General features: G+C 62.5%; 13 protein-coding genes. 7 read left to right on the forward strand and 6 right to left on the reverse strand.

Annotated elements, in window-relative coordinates:
• Window positions 1–113 precede the first annotated feature (113 nt).
• The 3 genes from P3T23_RS27250 to P3T23_RS27260 all read left to right on the forward strand — a co-directional run bounded on the left by P3T23_RS27250 (window position 114) and on the right by P3T23_RS27260 (window position 3,489).
• The gene (locus P3T23_RS27250) at window positions 114–1,496 is read left to right on the forward strand and encodes an amino acid permease (RefSeq protein WP_429319201.1); all 1,383 of its coding nucleotides are present in this window, start codon (window positions 114–116) and stop codon (window positions 1,494–1,496) included.
• A gap of 166 nt (window positions 1,497–1,662) precedes the next feature.
• Window positions 1,663–2,865, forward strand: coding sequence for an amino acid aminotransferase (locus P3T23_RS27255; protein WP_429319202.1), 1,203 nt, complete (start codon window positions 1,663–1,665; stop codon window positions 2,863–2,865).
• A gap of 399 nt (window positions 2,866–3,264) precedes the next feature.
• Window positions 3,265–3,489: a hypothetical protein gene (locus P3T23_RS27260; protein ID WP_429319203.1), complete on the forward strand. Its 225-nt coding sequence runs from the start codon at window positions 3,265–3,267 to the stop codon at window positions 3,487–3,489.
• A 34-nt stretch (window positions 3,490–3,523) separates the two neighbouring features.
• On the opposite strand, the gene P3T23_RS27265 is transcribed toward P3T23_RS27260, so the two are convergent.
• The 6 genes from P3T23_RS27265 to P3T23_RS27290 form a co-directional block, all read right to left on the reverse strand.
• Entirely contained in the window at window positions 3,524–4,345 is an 822-nt protein-coding gene (locus P3T23_RS27265; RefSeq protein ID WP_429319204.1) for an ABC transporter permease, read from the reverse strand.
• Between the two features lie 13 nt (window positions 4,346–4,358).
• Complete coding sequence (locus tag P3T23_RS27270) at window positions 4,359–5,615, reverse strand: ABC transporter permease (RefSeq protein ID WP_429319205.1); 1,257 nt, start codon at window positions 5,613–5,615, stop codon at window positions 4,359–4,361.
• Window positions 5,616–5,632: 17 nt separating this feature from the next.
• Window positions 5,633–6,694 (reverse strand): ABC transporter substrate-binding protein, encoded by a 1,062-nt coding sequence (locus tag P3T23_RS27275; protein ID WP_429319206.1) that lies wholly within the window; start codon window positions 6,692–6,694, stop codon window positions 5,633–5,635.
• Window positions 6,695–6,696: 2 nt separating this feature from the next.
• Complete coding sequence (locus P3T23_RS27280; protein WP_429319207.1) at window positions 6,697–7,896, reverse strand: ABC transporter ATP-binding protein; 1,200 nt, start codon at window positions 7,894–7,896, stop codon at window positions 6,697–6,699.
• 35 nt (window positions 7,897–7,931) lie between these two features.
• Window positions 7,932–9,083, reverse strand: coding sequence for an aromatic ring-hydroxylating oxygenase subunit alpha (locus tag P3T23_RS27285; RefSeq protein WP_429319208.1), 1,152 nt, complete (start codon window positions 9,081–9,083; stop codon window positions 7,932–7,934).
• 123 nt (window positions 9,084–9,206) lie between these two features.
• Window positions 9,207–10,127 (reverse strand): LysR family transcriptional regulator, encoded by a 921-nt coding sequence (locus P3T23_RS27290; protein WP_429319209.1) that lies wholly within the window; start codon window positions 10,125–10,127, stop codon window positions 9,207–9,209.
• Between the two features lie 169 nt (window positions 10,128–10,296).
• Here P3T23_RS27290 and P3T23_RS27295 point away from each other — a divergent pair, with 169 nt between their 5' ends.
• The 4 genes from P3T23_RS27295 to argE all read left to right on the forward strand — a co-directional run bounded on the left by P3T23_RS27295 (window position 10,297) and on the right by argE (window position 14,013).
• Window positions 10,297–11,637 carry a flavin-containing monooxygenase gene (locus P3T23_RS27295; RefSeq protein ID WP_429319210.1) on the forward strand — a complete coding sequence of 447 codons (1,341 nt, stop codon included), beginning with the start codon at window positions 10,297–10,299 and terminating at the stop codon, window positions 11,635–11,637.
• A 94-nt stretch (window positions 11,638–11,731) separates the two neighbouring features.
• A complete protein-coding gene (locus P3T23_RS27300; RefSeq protein WP_429319323.1) occupies window positions 11,732–12,169 on the forward strand; it encodes a RidA family protein in 438 nt (145 codons plus the stop codon).
• 10 nt (window positions 12,170–12,179) lie between these two features.
• The gene (locus P3T23_RS27305) at window positions 12,180–12,857 is read left to right on the forward strand and encodes a DUF1028 domain-containing protein (RefSeq protein ID WP_429319211.1); all 678 of its coding nucleotides are present in this window, start codon (window positions 12,180–12,182) and stop codon (window positions 12,855–12,857) included.
• Window positions 12,850–14,013: an acetylornithine deacetylase gene (gene argE / locus P3T23_RS27310; RefSeq protein WP_429319212.1), complete on the forward strand. Its 1,164-nt coding sequence runs from the start codon at window positions 12,850–12,852 to the stop codon at window positions 14,011–14,013. The genes P3T23_RS27305 and argE overlap by 8 nt, the downstream gene beginning before the upstream one ends.
• Window positions 14,014–14,203: the final 190 nt, after the last annotated feature.

Consider the following 14,203-nt stretch of genomic DNA (forward strand, 5'->3'; position numbering starts at 1 on the left):
ATCGACGGCAACCGCTGCCTGGCGTCACGAGCGTCAAGCGGCCAGGGCCCGGCGCGCCTGCACCGGTCAGGGACGCAAGCCGGTCTAACCCAAGGTAGGAGACAGGAAGAGACATGGTTTCAAACAATAGAAGTGACGAACTCAAGCGCGGGCTCAAGAATCGCCATATTCAGTTGATCGCGCTTGGCGGCGCGATCGGGACGGGTTTGTTTCTCGGCATCGCGCAGACGATCAGGATGGCTGGGCCATCCGTATTGCTCGGCTATGCGCTCGCTGGCGTCGTCGCGTTCTTCATCATGCGCCAGCTCGGCGAAATGGTCGTCGACGAGCCTGTCGCCGGCTCATTCAGCCATTTCGCGAACAAATACTGCGGACCCTTCGCGGGTTTCCTCTCGGGCTGGAACTACTGGGTGCTGTACATTCTGGTCAGCATGGCCGAGTTGTCAGCCGTCGGCATCTATATTCACTATTGGTGGCCTGCGATTCCCACCTGGGTCTCGGCGTTGGCGTTCTTCGTGATCATCAACGCAATCAATCTGACGAGCGTCAAATCCTACGGCGAGATGGAGTTCTGGTTCTCCATCGTCAAGGTATTGGCAATCATCGGCATGATCTTGTTCGGCGGCTATTTGCTGATCTCCGGTGCGGCCGGCCCTGAGGCGAGCGTCGCCAACCTCTGGCAACACGGCGGCTTCTTTCCGCACGGCGTGAGCGGGCTCGTCATGGCGATGGCCGTGATCATGTTCTCGTTTGGCGGTCTGGAATTGGTCGGTATTACTGCGGCCGAAGCTGACAACCCGTCGAAAAGCATTCCGCGCGCGACCAACCAGGTGATCTACCGAATCCTGATTTTCTACGTCGGTGCGTTGGGCGTGCTGCTGTCGCTTTATCCGTGGGAAAAGGTTGTCACAGGCGGCAGCCCGTTTGTGCTGATCTTCCATGCGATGAACAGCAATCTTGTGGCCCATGTGCTGAATATCGTCGTGCTGACCGCGGCGCTGTCGGTCTACAACAGCGGCGTGTATTGCAACAGCCGCATGCTCTACGGTCTGGCGAAGCAGGGCAATGCACCGCAAGCGCTGCTCAAGGTGAACCGGCGCGGCATTCCGCTCGTTGCGCTCGGCGTATCGGCGCTGGCCACCGCAGCGTGCGTGGTGATCAACTATTTCATGCCGGGCAAGGCGTTCGAGCTGCTGATGGGGCTCGTCGTCTCAGCCCTGATCATCAACTGGGCGATGATCAGCATCATTCACCTGAAATTCCGTCACGACAAGCGCAAGGCCGGCGAGCCGACGATGTTCCGGAGTCTCGGCTACCCGCTCACCAACTATCTGTGCCTGGCGTTCCTGACGGGAGTGCTGGTTATCATGTACCTCACCCCGGATCTGCGGATCTCGGTGTACCTGATTCCGGTCTGGCTGATCGTGCTTGGCATTACCTACCGTTTCAGGCAAAAGAATGCGGCACCGGTGCTGCGCCGCGGTATCTCGATGTAATGGGCGCGGCTGGCAAAGCAGCCGATCATCAATAGTACAAGCGGGCGCCATCCACCGGTCCGAACCGGTGACGTGTGGCGCCCTGTCCGGCGGTGGCGCTATCGTAGAGGCGCCGGTTGGCCGCTTGCCGCGACCGTCGGCTTTTCTCATCCTGTCAGGAAACACCATGTTCGAACATATAGATGCCTATCCCGGCGACCCGATCCTTACCCTGAACGAGAATTTTCAGAAAGATCCGCGACAGAACAAGGTCAATCTGAGCATCGGCATCTACTTCGACGACGACGGGCGCCTGCCGGTGATGCAGGCCGTGCGCGAAGCCGAAGAAGCGATTCTGAACGATCCGGGCCCCAAACCGTATCTGCCGATGGCTGGGTTCGCCCCCTACCGCGACGCAGTCCAGGGGCTCGTGTTCGGCCAGCAATGTCCGGCGCGCGCGCAAGGACGTATCGCCACCGTGCAAACGCTTGGCGGCTCGGGCGCCCTGAAAGTCGGTGCTGATTTCATCAAGCGTTATTTTCCGCAAGCTCAGGTCTGGGTCAGCGACCCGACCTGGGAAAACCATCGCTTCATCTTCGAACGAGCCGGTTTGACGGTAAACACCTATCCCTACTACGACGAAGCCACCGGCGGCCTGAAATTCGACGCCATGCTAGCGGCCATCGATGCGTTGCCGAGACGCAGCGTCGTCCTGCTGCACGCCTGCTGCCACAATCCGACCGGGGTCGACCTGGACCACGCGCAATGGGAGCAGCTGATCGCGGTACTGCAAAAGCGCGAGTTGCTGCCGTTTGTCGACATGGCCTATCAGGGTTTTGGTGCCGGCCTCGATGACGATGCCTTCGCCGTGCGCGAACTGGCGAACCGAGGTGTGCCATCGCTCGTGGCGAATTCGTTTTCGAAGAACTTCTCGCTGTACGGCGAGCGCTGCGGCGGCTTGCACGTGATCTGCGAGAGCGCGATCGAGGCCGAACGCGTGCTGGGGCAACTGACCGGTTCAGTGCGTTCAAACTACAGTAACCCGCCGACACATGGCGCGAAAATCGTGACCAGGGTGCTGACCACGCCTGAACTGACTCTCGCGTGGCAAAGCGAGCTGTCGGCGATGTGCCAGCGCATCGCCAGAATGCGCGTTGCCATTCACGACGGTCTGCTTGAACATGTGCGCGGCGAGGCGCTGTCGCGCTATATCAAGCAACGTGGCATGTTCACGTATACCGGGCTGACGGCCGGCCAGGTCGAGCGCCTGCGCGAAGCATATGGCGTGTACATCTTGCGTTCGGGCAGGATGTGCGTGGCGGGCCTGAACGAGAAGAACGTCGGGCCGGTGACGGAAGCGATCGCGAGGGTGCTCGCGAGCGCAGTCTAACGATCTTGCCGGGCCGCGCACCTACTGATGCTCGCGCCCGCCCGGCTCCTCGGCCCCGTAGTCGAACAGCGCGTCCCGTGTGGCGAGTCCCGGACCCGCCAGCGGATCGACTCATGCGGGCACCACGACTGAAAAATAGCGCTGCCGATATCGGGTCTGGCAGCGTCATCGGGCGTCATGCATGTCGCCCTGGTCGATGGGCACGCGCCCAACGACGGGAAAACTCTCCGAGCGAATCGAAGACCCTTTTTGTCATCGACCGCACAGACGCCGTGGGCGATCACAGCGACTCTGGCCATGTCAGGCTAGAGACGAATTACGTCCGAATAGCCCGGGGCGTGCCGTTGAATTCAATACCTGACCTAACATCATCAATCCATTCTTATTCTGGGAGTGATCATGCTCCACACAATTCAGGAACTCGCTATTGCAGCGCAGCAACTCAGGACCGTCGCCGTAACCGTGGCTGTGGACGCGCATATTGTTCGTGCTACCGCAGACCACTGTACGGGTGTAGTTAGCTGGAGCGTTGACGGCAGGCCGGCGGACGAACACGCCGTTAACGCACTTCTGGCCGATGAGTGGAGGCACCAGCACGACGCCGACACCGACGACGAGCGTTGAACATGCTGACAGTCGATGAAATCAAGGCAGGCAGTCAGGTTGAGGACGCAGCGGCCGCCCTGCTGCGCAGCCAGTTCATCGCGGTGAAGAGTAATGTCGCGAACACGATCAGCACCGTCGCCACCGCAAGGATCGATGGATCGATCTGGTCGCGGATGCCGCTCCACATCTGACGCGGCACCGTGCGCTGCTCAGGGCCGCCGATGAACAGGATGACGATCACCTCGTCGAACGACGTGGCGAACGCGAACACGCTGCCCGTCGCGACAGCCGGCGCGATCAACGGCAGCGTGACGCGGCGGAACGTCGTCCACGGTCGCGCGCCGAGACCGGCGGCGGCGCGCAGCAGGCTCTGGTCGAACGACAGCAGCGAGGCGGTCACCGTGATCACGACGAACGGCGTGCCAAGCGCCGCATGCGCGAGCACCACGCCCGGATACGAGTTAACGAGTCCGAGGGGCGAGAAGATGAGATAGAAGCCGGCCGCGACCACGACGATGGGGATGATCATCGGCGAAATCAGCATCGGCATCACGATCGCGCGAAACGGGAACACCGAACGGCTCAGCCCGAGCGCGGCGAGCGTCCCAAGGCAGGTCGCGATCAGTGTCGCGACCGCGCCGATGCCGATGCTGTTCGCGAATGCGAGCTGCCAATCGTGCGCGCCGAACGCCTGCGCGTACCACCGCAGCGAAATGCCATCCATCGGATATGAAAAGAACGAGCCCGAGTTGAACGACAGCGGCACGATGGCGAGGATCGGTGCGACGAGAAACAGGAAGATCAACGCGCAATGCACGCGCAATCCCGCGCCTGCGATACGCTCGGACAGCATTCGGTGACGTTGCGGTTGCATGCTGGTCTCCCCGCTAGCCGAATCGCAGCCGGTCGATACCGACCAGCCGGTTGAAGACGAAATAGAACACAGCCGTGAAGATCACGAGATAGCACGACAGCGCGCCCGCGAGTCCCCAGTTGAGCTGCTCGTTCGTCTGCGATGCGATCAGCTGGCTGATCATCTCGTCCCCCGCGCCGCCGAGTAGCGCAGGCGTGATGTAATAGCCGAGCGCGAGCACGAAGACGAGAAAGCAGCCCGCGCCGACACCCGGAAGCGTCTGCGGAATATAGACCCGGACGAACGCCGTTACCGGATGTGCGCCCAACGACTGCGCGGCGCGCACGTACATCGGCGAGACGCCCTTCATCACCGAGTAAATCGCGAGGATCATGTACGGCAGCAGGATGTGCGTCATCCCGATCAGCACGCCGGTGCGGTTAAAGATCAGCGGCACCGGATGATGGACGATGCCGAAGCGCATCAAGGCGGTGTTGATCACGCCGCCCGGCTGCAGCAGCACGTACCACGCGGTCGTGCGCACCAGCAGCGAAGTCCAGAACGGCACGATCACGAACAGCATGAGCCGGTTGCCCTGTTTCGGCGGCAGCGTTGCGAGCAGATACGCGACCGGGTAGCCGAGCAGCAGGCACAACAGCGTGACGGTCGCGCTGATCTGGATGGTGCGCACGAAGGCGGCGCGATAGACGGCGCTGTCCGCCGGCACCGACGTCACTGAGCCGTCCGGCGAGACCTGCGCATCGATTGCGTTGAGCAGGTAGTCGGGCGTCGGCGACGTGGCGGCGCGCTTCAGCAGCCGCCACGTCTCGGTCTTGCCCCAGCGCGGGTCCATATCGATCAGCGCCGGCTTCCACGCGTCGGGCGTCTGCGAGCGCGACTCGCGCGCCGTCTTCATCAGCAGGCTGCGGAATTCCGGCTGATAGAAATTCATCCGGCGCGCGAGGTTGCCGAGTTCGCCGGCTTCGGCTGACTGCCGCAAACCTTGCGCGAGCGCGGCAAATGCCGGCTCGCCGGGTACGCCGCTGCCATCCCACGCCCGCAGCGCCGCCGTCAGTTGCGGCATGCTGCCGCGCATTTCGGGATTCTGCACGCTGCGTGCAAGCAGGCTGGCGATGGGCGCGATGAATGTGGCGAGCAGGAACACGAGCAGCGGCAACGCCAGCAGTAACGCCTGCACGGCGGCCTTGCGACGCGCGCGCTGCCAGGCGTGACGACCGCCGCCGCGGTCGCTGGCGCCGATCGATGCCGTGGGTTGCAGTGGCGTGTTCATCGTCGCGCCCATTCGCGTTATTGCGTGAGCCACACCTGGAACCGCTTGTTGATCGCATCCGCGTTGTCGGCCCAGAACGTCGCGTCGATCTGTAGCGGACGCTTGAAGTTGGCGGGCGCGGTCGGCAAATCGCCAAGACGGCTCTTTTCGATCCGCGGAATCGCGTCCTTGCGCGGCGGCGCATAGGCGATGTACTTCGACAGGTCCGCGTAGGCCTGCGGGGTCGATGCCGAGACGATGAATTTCTCCGCCTCGGCCGCATGCTTCGCGCCCGCCGGAATGCCCCACCACTCATAGTCGTACACCTGCGCATCCCAGACGATCTTGAACGGCTTGCCGTCCTTGTGCGAAGCATCGTCGATTCGGCCGTTATAAGCCTGCGTCATCACGACCGCGCCGTCCGCGAGCAACTGCGGCGCCTGCGCGCCGGCGTCCCACCAGACGATGCTCGACTTGATCGTATCGAGCTTCCTGAATGCACGGTCGACGCCTTCGGGCGTGCCGAGCACCTTATAGACGTCCTTCGGCGCGACGCCGTCGGCGATCAGCGCCCATTCCATCGCCACCTTCGGCGATTTGCGCATGCCGCGCTTGCCGGGATATTTCTTCAGATCGAAGAAATCGTTGATGGTGGTGGGCGGCGTCTTCAGCTTCGTCGTGTCATACGCATACACCGTCGACCACACCATCGCCGAGACGGCGCAATCGCTGATCGAGCCGGGCAGAAAGTCGCTGGTATTGCCGAGCAGCTTGCGGTCGAACTTCTGCAGCAGGCCTTCGTCGCACGCCGTGATGGCGTCGTTGGTTTCCAGGTCGATCAGGTCCCACGTGGGGTTCTTCGCCTGTTCCATCGCCGACAGCTTCGCGAGGCCGCCGTCGTACGATTCCGTCGAAAAGCCGATTCCGGTCTTCGCGGTGAACGGCTCGAACCAGGCTTTTTTGGCGGCGTTCTCGTAAGCGCCGCCGAACGTGACGACCGACAGCGTGTCGGCGGCATGCACCGTCGACGACAGGACGGAGAGGACCGTGACGGCGGTGAGAACGGCGCCGTGCTGGATACGGGAGCGGGTAGCGTGCATGTTTAGTTGACTCCTGCGATGAGTGGCGATGCGGACGATGAAGGCGAAAATACGGTGCTGTCGTCGCCGGTGACCGCGACGCGCGACGAAACGGCGGGAAGTACCTTGCAGTCGTCGCGGCGCCACGTCACGGCGGTGGTATGGCCGAGTGCGGGCAGATCACGATGCTGCGTGTTCGGCACCTTCACGACGACGCTCTCGCCGTGCGCCAGTTTCAGATGCACGCGATGGTGGTCGCCGCAATAGACGAGCTCCTGCACGAGTGCATGGACGACATTTGATTCGCCTTCGCCGTGCGCGGCATCGGCTGTCGCAGCCGCAGCCGCCGCGATGTGCGCGCGCTCGGGCCGCCATGCCAGCATCGCTTCGCCGCCGGTACGCAGGCCGGTGCCCGCACGGCCGATGATGGTGGTCCCGTCGGCAAGCTGCAGCGTAGCCCACTCAGCGTCGCTCGCGATGACGCGGCCCGTCAATCCGTTGTTTTCGCCGACGAAGTTCGCCACGAACGCATTCGCGGCGTTCTCGTAGAGTTCGGTCGGTGTCGCGGCCTGCTGGATACGGCCGTCGGAAAACACCGCGACGCGGTCCGACATCGTCAGCGCCTCGTTCTGGTCGTGCGTCACGTAGACGATCGTCAGCGACAGTTCGCGATGCAGGCGCATGATTTCGTATTGCATGCTTTCGCGCAGGCGCTTGTCGAGCGCGCCGAGCGGCTCGTCCATCAACACCACGCTCGGCTCGAACACAAGGGCGCGCGCCAGCGCGACGCGCTGCTGCTGGCCGCCCGAGAGCTGCGCTGGCCGCCGCGCCGCGAGGTGCGGAAGCTCGACCATCTCGAGCGCCCGCACCACGCGCGCCTTCAGTTCGCTGCGGCCGACCTTGCGTACCGACAGCGGAAACGCGACGTTCTCCGCGATCGTCATGTGTGGGAATAGCGCGTAGTTCTGGAACACCATGCCGATATCGCGCTGATGCGGCGGCTTGTCGTCGAGCCGCTTGCCGTTCAGCCGGATCTCGCCGCGCGTCGGCGACTCGAACCCCGCGAGCATCATCAGCGTCGTCGTCTTGCCCGAGCCAGATGGGCCGAGCAGCGACACGAATTCGCCGCGCGCAACGTCGAGGTCGAGACCCTCGACGACGCTGTTCACCCCGTCATAAGACTTGCTGACGCCTGTGAATGAAATGAACGATTGGCTGGACATGGTCGTGTGATCATCCGGTGCGCGGCTCGCCCGCGTCATGACGTGACGGTTCGCCGCGCGAGATAGCGCGCGAAGTCGTAGTTCGGTCGCTCGAGTGGGCTCAGGTTGCCTGGCTTCGCGAGCGGGGCATGCACGCCGCGAAACACGGCTTGGACGCCGCGCCGGTCTTCCGCATTGACTTCGTCGAGCAGCGTTTTCAGCGTGGCCATGTAGTCGGCCGCTTTCGGATCGTCGACGAACTCGGGCGAAAGTCCGCCACCGAACTGGATGTGTACCTGACCCACGCCGCGCGGCTGCAGCACGAGGTACCAGAAGTAGCCCGGCGTGAGCGTTACGAGATGCGTCGGGTAGATCGCAAGGAGCGCGGTCGTACGGCGCCAGTGTCCCTGCAGACGCGTGTTGTCGGGGTGTGCGTTGCCAATCGGCAGCGACGCTTCCTTCGTGATCCAGTGATAGTTGAATGTCGGTTTCCCGGGCGGACACTCCATTTCTTCGAGCCGCGAATGCGGGCCTACCGTCGCGCGATGCAACATCGGCAGGTGATAGCTCTCCATGAAATTTTCCGCGAGGATCTTCCAGTTGGTGTCCCAAACGTGTTCTTCGTGGAAGGTCTCAACGTAGTCCGACATACCGTACGGCTCGATCAGCCGCGTGAGCTCCTCGAGCTGCGTCGCGACAGGCGGCACGTCGGCATCGAGCGTGACGTAGATCCAGCCCTGCCAGGTTTCGCAGCGGATCGATGGCAGGCGGTAGCTTTCCTTGCAGAAGCCCGTCTGCCGGTCCATCATCGGCGCGCCGGCGAGCGTGCCATCAAGCGTGTAGTTCCATGCGTGATAGGGGCACACGATGCGTCTGACGTTGCCGCGTCCTTCGAGCAGCACCGACATGCGATGCAGGCACACGTTCGACAGTCCGCGCAGGTCGCCGTTTTCGTCGCGCAGAACGACGATGGGCTGCCCGTCGATCTGCGCGGTCAGATAGTCGCCAGGGTTGCTGAGCGCGCTGGCGCGCCCAACGCACAGCCATTCCTTGCGAAAGATCTCGCGTTGCTCGAGCGCGAGGAATGCGTCGGACGTATAGACCCGCGGCGGCATGGCGTGCGCGTCGTCGAACGGCCGCTCGCAGTTCGCCTGCAGTTCGCGGGCGATCTCGGCTCCAGCATCCGGCGACGTTGCAAGGGCAGCCATATGGCCTCCGGTTCAGCATTGCGTTGCGATGGACACCAATCTATCAAGTCAAATTACCAGCCAAAATATTGTTTTTGGATGTAAAAGCCAGCTTTTTCCTATGCAGACCAGTAGGCGGCCGGTTCAGCCATGGCGATGCAATTCACGGATCTGCGTCTCGCAGAAGTCCGCGAAGCGCTTCACTACCTGACGCGGTTTCAGTTGGCGCGATTGCGCGATGCCGAGCGTCGTCGCCGTCACGTCTTCCTTGAACTGCTTGATCACGAAGTCCGCCCCGTCCACAGTCCTGAGCGATTTCAGCGGGAAGTTCAGGATGCTATAGCCAAGCCCGTTCGCGACCATCCCGCGCACCACTTCCGGCTGCGACGAACGGAAAGCGGGCACTGGCCGCGTGCCGACCGCGTCGAACAGCGCCGCGAAATATTCGCGGCTGTGCGGCAGGTCGAGCATCACATAGGGTTCGTTGAGCAGTTCGGTCAGCGAGACGGCTCGTGCGCGGGCGAGCCGGTGCAGCTTCGGCAGGATCACGTAGGGCGGCAGTGAGACCAGTGGCGTGAACGCGATTTCGTCGGTCAGGTCGAGGCTGTAGGTGAGCGCGAGATCGAGCGTACCGTCGCGCAGGCCTCGCAGCAGGTCATCCTGATGCGCTTCCTCGGTGCGGAAGTTGACGCCCGAGTGGCTCGCAATGAAGCGGCTGATGAGCGCCGGCATCACCGGTGGCGCGAGCGAGACCATGCAGCCGAGCGCGATCGCGCCCGACATGCCGCCGTCCATCTCGCGTGCAGCGGACTGGAGTTCTTCCGCGTTCTTCAGGAGATTACGCGCCTGCCCGAGCATGTCGCGACCCGCCTGCGTCAGCGACAGGCCGCTCGCATGATGGCGGATGAACAACTGCACGCCGAACGACGCCTCCAGGTCGGCAAGCGCCGTCGAGATCGACGGCTGCGAGATATGCAGTTTCTTCGCCGCCGCGGTGAACGACAGCACTTCCGCGGTGACTACGAAGTACCGCAGCTGCCGCAGCGAAAAGTGCAATTGGCCCACTTCCATCGCCTGTCCCTCGACGTTTCATCTGTCGCGATTGTGCGCCGACAGAAATCCGTTTGCATAGGTAAAAGCGATGAATTGCATTTTTGAAATATGTTTTTCGGATGCGCAGTGCGGGCGTAGATTGGACTCATCGAATCAAGCCGCCTTTCAGAAAGGGACAGCGATGACAGCTGAAAAAACGTCAATTGATACGCTTGTTGTGGGCGCCGGCCAGGCCGGCGTGGCCATGAGCGAACACCTGAGCAGGCAAGGGGTGCCGCACCTCGTCCTGGAACGCAGCCGTATCGCTGAACGCTGGCGCACCGGACGTTGGGATTCGCTGGTTGCCAATGGCCCGGCCTGGCATGACCGGTTTCCGGGTCTGGAGTTCGACGATCTCGATCCCGACGCCTTCCCCTCGAAGGAGCGGGTCGCGGACTATTTCGAAGCCTATGCCAGGAAATTCAACGCTCCCATCCGCACCGGCGTGGAGGTGAAGAAAGTGGTGCGTAGCGCGGGCCGGCCCGGCTTCACCATTGAGACATCGGAGGGCACCCTCGAGGCCACCCGTATAGTGGTCGCTACCGGAGCGTTCCAGCGTCCCCTGATTCCGCCGATCGCGCCAAAAGACGAGCCATTCCCGCAGATCCACTCTGCCGATTATCGCAATCCAGGCCAACTGCCCGAGGGTGGCGTTCTGGTGGTTGGCGGCGGGTCGTCAGGGGTGCAGATCGCGGATGAACTGCAGCGCTCGGGCAGGAAGGTGTATCTGTCGGTTGGGCCGCACGATCGTCCTCCAAGGTCCTATCGCAACCGTGACTACTGCTGGTGGCTGGGCGTTCTTGGCGAATGGGACAAGGAGGTCGCTACGCCGGGCAGGGAACACGTCACTATTGCTGTGAGTGGTGCGCGTGGCGGTCATACGGTCGACTTCCGGGCGCTTGCGAAGCAGGGGATAACGCTCGTCGGTTTGACGAAATCGTTCAATCGCGGCGTCGTCGCTTTCGAACCGGACCTTGCAGGTAACCTCGCTCGCGGTGACGACAACTACCTGGCGCTGCTCGATGCAGCTGACGCGTATATAGCCCGGAATGGACTGAATCTTCCGGAAGAACCTGAGGCCCGCAAGACGCTTCCCGATCCGGAATGCGTGACCCATCCCCTTCTCGAACTCGACCTCGCCGAGGCTGGCGTTACCTCGATCGTCTGGGCAACCGGCTATGCGGTCGACTACAGCTGGCTGAATGTCAACGCCTTCGCCGCAAACGGCAAGCCGCAGCATCAACGAGGCGTTTCGACCGAACCTGGCGTCTATTTTCTGGGTCTGCCGTGGTTGTCGCGTCGTGGTTCCAGTTTCATCTGGGGCGTTTGGCACGATGCGATGTACATTGCGGACCACATCGCCACGCAGCGCAGATATCTCTCTTATCGTGATGCGTCGCAGCGTCAGGCAGAGGATTGCCAGAAGCCTGGACCTGATGGCGCACACCCTGATTCGCAACATCTCGCCGACCTTCTCGACTGACAAGGCAGGGAAGTCCGTCGGTGCCGCGGCTGCCTGTCGGACTTTCTCTTCACCCGGCTAGACGGACTCTCTTTCACTACGATCAAGGCGCATGATGAACCAACCTACGCACACCCGCATCCGCATGTTCAACACGAAGGATACGTACCCGAACCAGTCGCTGGATAACGACCTCTGTCAGGCCGTGCGGGCCGGCAATACCGTTTACGTGCGCGGGCAGGTGGGCACGGATTTCGAAGGCAACCTGATCGGGCTCGGCGACCCGCAGGCTCAGGCCGAGCAGGCGATGAAGAACGTCAAGCAATTGCTCGAGGAAGCGGGTAGCGACCTGTCACATATCGTCAAAACCACCACCTACCTGATCGACCCTCGTTATCGCGAGCCGGTGTATCAGGAAGTCGGCAAATGGCTGAAGGGGGTCTTCCCCATTTCCACCGGCCTCGTGGTAAGCGCCCTGGGTCAGCCTCAGTGGCTGATGGAGATCGACGTGATCGCGGTGATTCCGGATAGCTGGAAGCCGAATCAGGCTTAAGGAGCAGGACATGACATTCTCCATCGTCGGACGCTGCCCGGGAACTGGCCAGCTCGGCATCGCCATCAGCTCATCCAGTATCTCGGTGGGTGCTCGATGCCCATGGTTGCGCGCGGGTGTAGGGGCGGTGGCGACACAGAATGTCACGCTGCCTGCCCTCGGGCCGCAGATCCTCGACTTCCTCGAAGCCAGGCAGCTTGCGCCTGCTGCGGCCCTGGACCGGGCGCTCGACGCCGACGGATGGAGCCAGTATCGACAGGTCACGGTGATCGATGGTCAGGGCCATACGGCGTTTTTCACTGGTGAGGAAGCGCTGGGCGTTCACCACGCCGTGGCGGGTGAGCAGTGCGTGGCCGCCGGCAACATGCTGGCTGGCGCGGAGGTGATAGAAACAATGGTTCAGGCGTTCGAGAAGACGCCCGGCGCGCTTGCCGACCGCCTGCTCTCGTCGATGCGCGCCGCGGTCGCGGCCGGTGGTGAAGCGGGACCCGTGCACTCGGCGGCGCTCAAGGTGGTAGGCGACGTGATCTGGCCGATCGTCGATCTGCGGGTTGACTGGGCGGATGTAGACCCAATCGGACAACTGGACGCGCTGTGGCAAGCCTATCGACCGCAAATGCAGGACTACCTGACGCGGGCGTTGAATCCGACTGCAGCGCCCAGCTATGGGGTGCCCGGTAATGAATGAGTTGTCGAGCCATCAACTACTCAGCAGGCTGATCGGCTTCGCCACTGTCAGCCGGGATTCCAACCTCGAAATGATCGCTTTCATCCGGGATTATCTTGAGGAGTTCGGGGTGCAGAGCGAACTCTTCTACAACCCGGAGCACACCAAGGCCAACCTGTTCGCCACCATCGGTCCTCGTGATCGAGGTGGCATTGTGCTTTCCGGTCATACCGATGTGGTGCCGGTCGACGGGCAGGCGTGGACGGTAGAGCCATTCCGCCTCACCGAAGCAGACGGGAGGCTGTACGGTCGCGGCACCGCCGACATGAAGGGCTTTATCGCTTCAGTGCTGGCGGCAGTGCCGCGCTTTCTCGAGCGGCCGTTGACGCGGCCGGTACACCTCGCCTTCTCCTATGACGAGGAGGTGGGTTGTCTGGGTGTACGGCCAATGCTGGAGGAGATCAGGAGGCGTCCGCACAAGCCGCGCCTGTGTCTGATCGGCGAACCTACCGGGTTGAAACCGGTGCTGGGCCACAAGGGCAAGCTGGCCATGCGCTGCCATGTAAAGGGAGCGGCGTGCCACTCGGCTTATGCACCCTATGGCGTCAATGCTATCCAATACGCCGCGCGACTGATCGGCAGACTGGAGGAGATCGGTGCGGAGCTCGCGCAGCCTGAACATCATGATCGTCGCTTCGACCCGCCGTTCTCGACCGTGCAGACTGGCGTTATCAAAGGCGGTCGTGCGCTGAACATCGTGCCGGCGGAATGCGAATTCGATTTCGAGGTACGCGCGCTGCCGGACTTCAATGCAGAGGAGGTATCTGACAGGCTGCAGACCTATGCCGAGGCCGAATTGCTGCCGAAAATGCGTTCGGTGCAGCGGGACACCGACATTCGCCTGCAGCCGTTGAGCGCCTATCCGGGATTAGCCACCTCGCCCGACAGCGAAGCGGCTCGCCTGTTGGCCCTGCTAAGCGGTTCTACCGAGTTCGGAACGGTCGCGTTCGGAACCGAAGGCGGCCTGTTCGAACACGCGGGTATTCCCACGGTGGCCTGCGGGCCGGGAAGCATGGATCAGGGCCACAAGCCGGACGAGTTCGTTACGATTGAACAACTCACGGCTTGCGACGCAATGATGGCTCGTCTGGCCGACCATCTCTCCAGTCCTGTCTGATTCTTGGGCCAGCGCAAGGTGGATCGCGAGCCCCCGGGCAAGCGAAGTCATCGTCATTGTGCGAGGTGGGGTCTGTAACGCGGTTAATGCGCCCGGTTGCGAATAGCGGCCTACAATACGCGGGGACCGTGCGCGCCGTGGCGGCATCGCAGCAATCCCACTCTCTCCGCCAACCTTTGGGCGACCGTGC

The sequence above is a fragment of the Paraburkholderia sp. GAS448 genome, from assembly GCF_050435685.1.
GTDB lineage: Bacteria > Pseudomonadota > Gammaproteobacteria > Burkholderiales > Burkholderiaceae > Paraburkholderia.

Excerpts from the sequence above, each read along its gene's own strand:
- P3T23_RS27280 (WP_429319207.1), bottom strand. The coding sequence starts at position 7,896 with ATGTCCAGCCAATCGTTCATTTCATTCACAGGCGTCAGCAAGTCTTAT.
- P3T23_RS27260 (WP_429319203.1), top strand. The coding sequence starts at position 3,265 with ATGCTCCACACAATTCAGGAACTCGCTATTGCAGCGCAGCAACTCAGG.
- P3T23_RS27305 (WP_429319211.1), top strand. The coding sequence starts at position 12,180 with ATGACATTCTCCATCGTCGGACGCTGCCCGGGAACTGGCCAGCTCGGC.
- P3T23_RS27285 (WP_429319208.1), bottom strand. The coding sequence starts at position 9,083 with ATGGCTGCCCTTGCAACGTCGCCGGATGCTGGAGCCGAGATCGCCCGC.
- P3T23_RS27265 (WP_429319204.1), bottom strand. The coding sequence starts at position 4,345 with ATGCAACCGCAACGTCACCGAATGCTGTCCGAGCGTATCGCAGGCGCG.
- P3T23_RS27270 (WP_429319205.1), bottom strand. The coding sequence starts at position 5,615 with ATGAACACGCCACTGCAACCCACGGCATCGATCGGCGCCAGCGACCGC.
- P3T23_RS27250 (WP_429319201.1), top strand. The coding sequence starts at position 114 with ATGGTTTCAAACAATAGAAGTGACGAACTCAAGCGCGGGCTCAAGAAT.
- P3T23_RS27300 (WP_429319323.1), top strand. The coding sequence starts at position 11,732 with ATGAACCAACCTACGCACACCCGCATCCGCATGTTCAACACGAAGGAT.
- argE (WP_429319212.1), top strand. The coding sequence starts at position 12,850 with ATGAATGAGTTGTCGAGCCATCAACTACTCAGCAGGCTGATCGGCTTC.
- P3T23_RS27275 (WP_429319206.1), bottom strand. The coding sequence starts at position 6,694 with ATGCACGCTACCCGCTCCCGTATCCAGCACGGCGCCGTTCTCACCGCC.
- P3T23_RS27295 (WP_429319210.1), top strand. The coding sequence starts at position 10,297 with ATGACAGCTGAAAAAACGTCAATTGATACGCTTGTTGTGGGCGCCGGC.
- P3T23_RS27255 (WP_429319202.1), top strand. The coding sequence starts at position 1,663 with ATGTTCGAACATATAGATGCCTATCCCGGCGACCCGATCCTTACCCTG.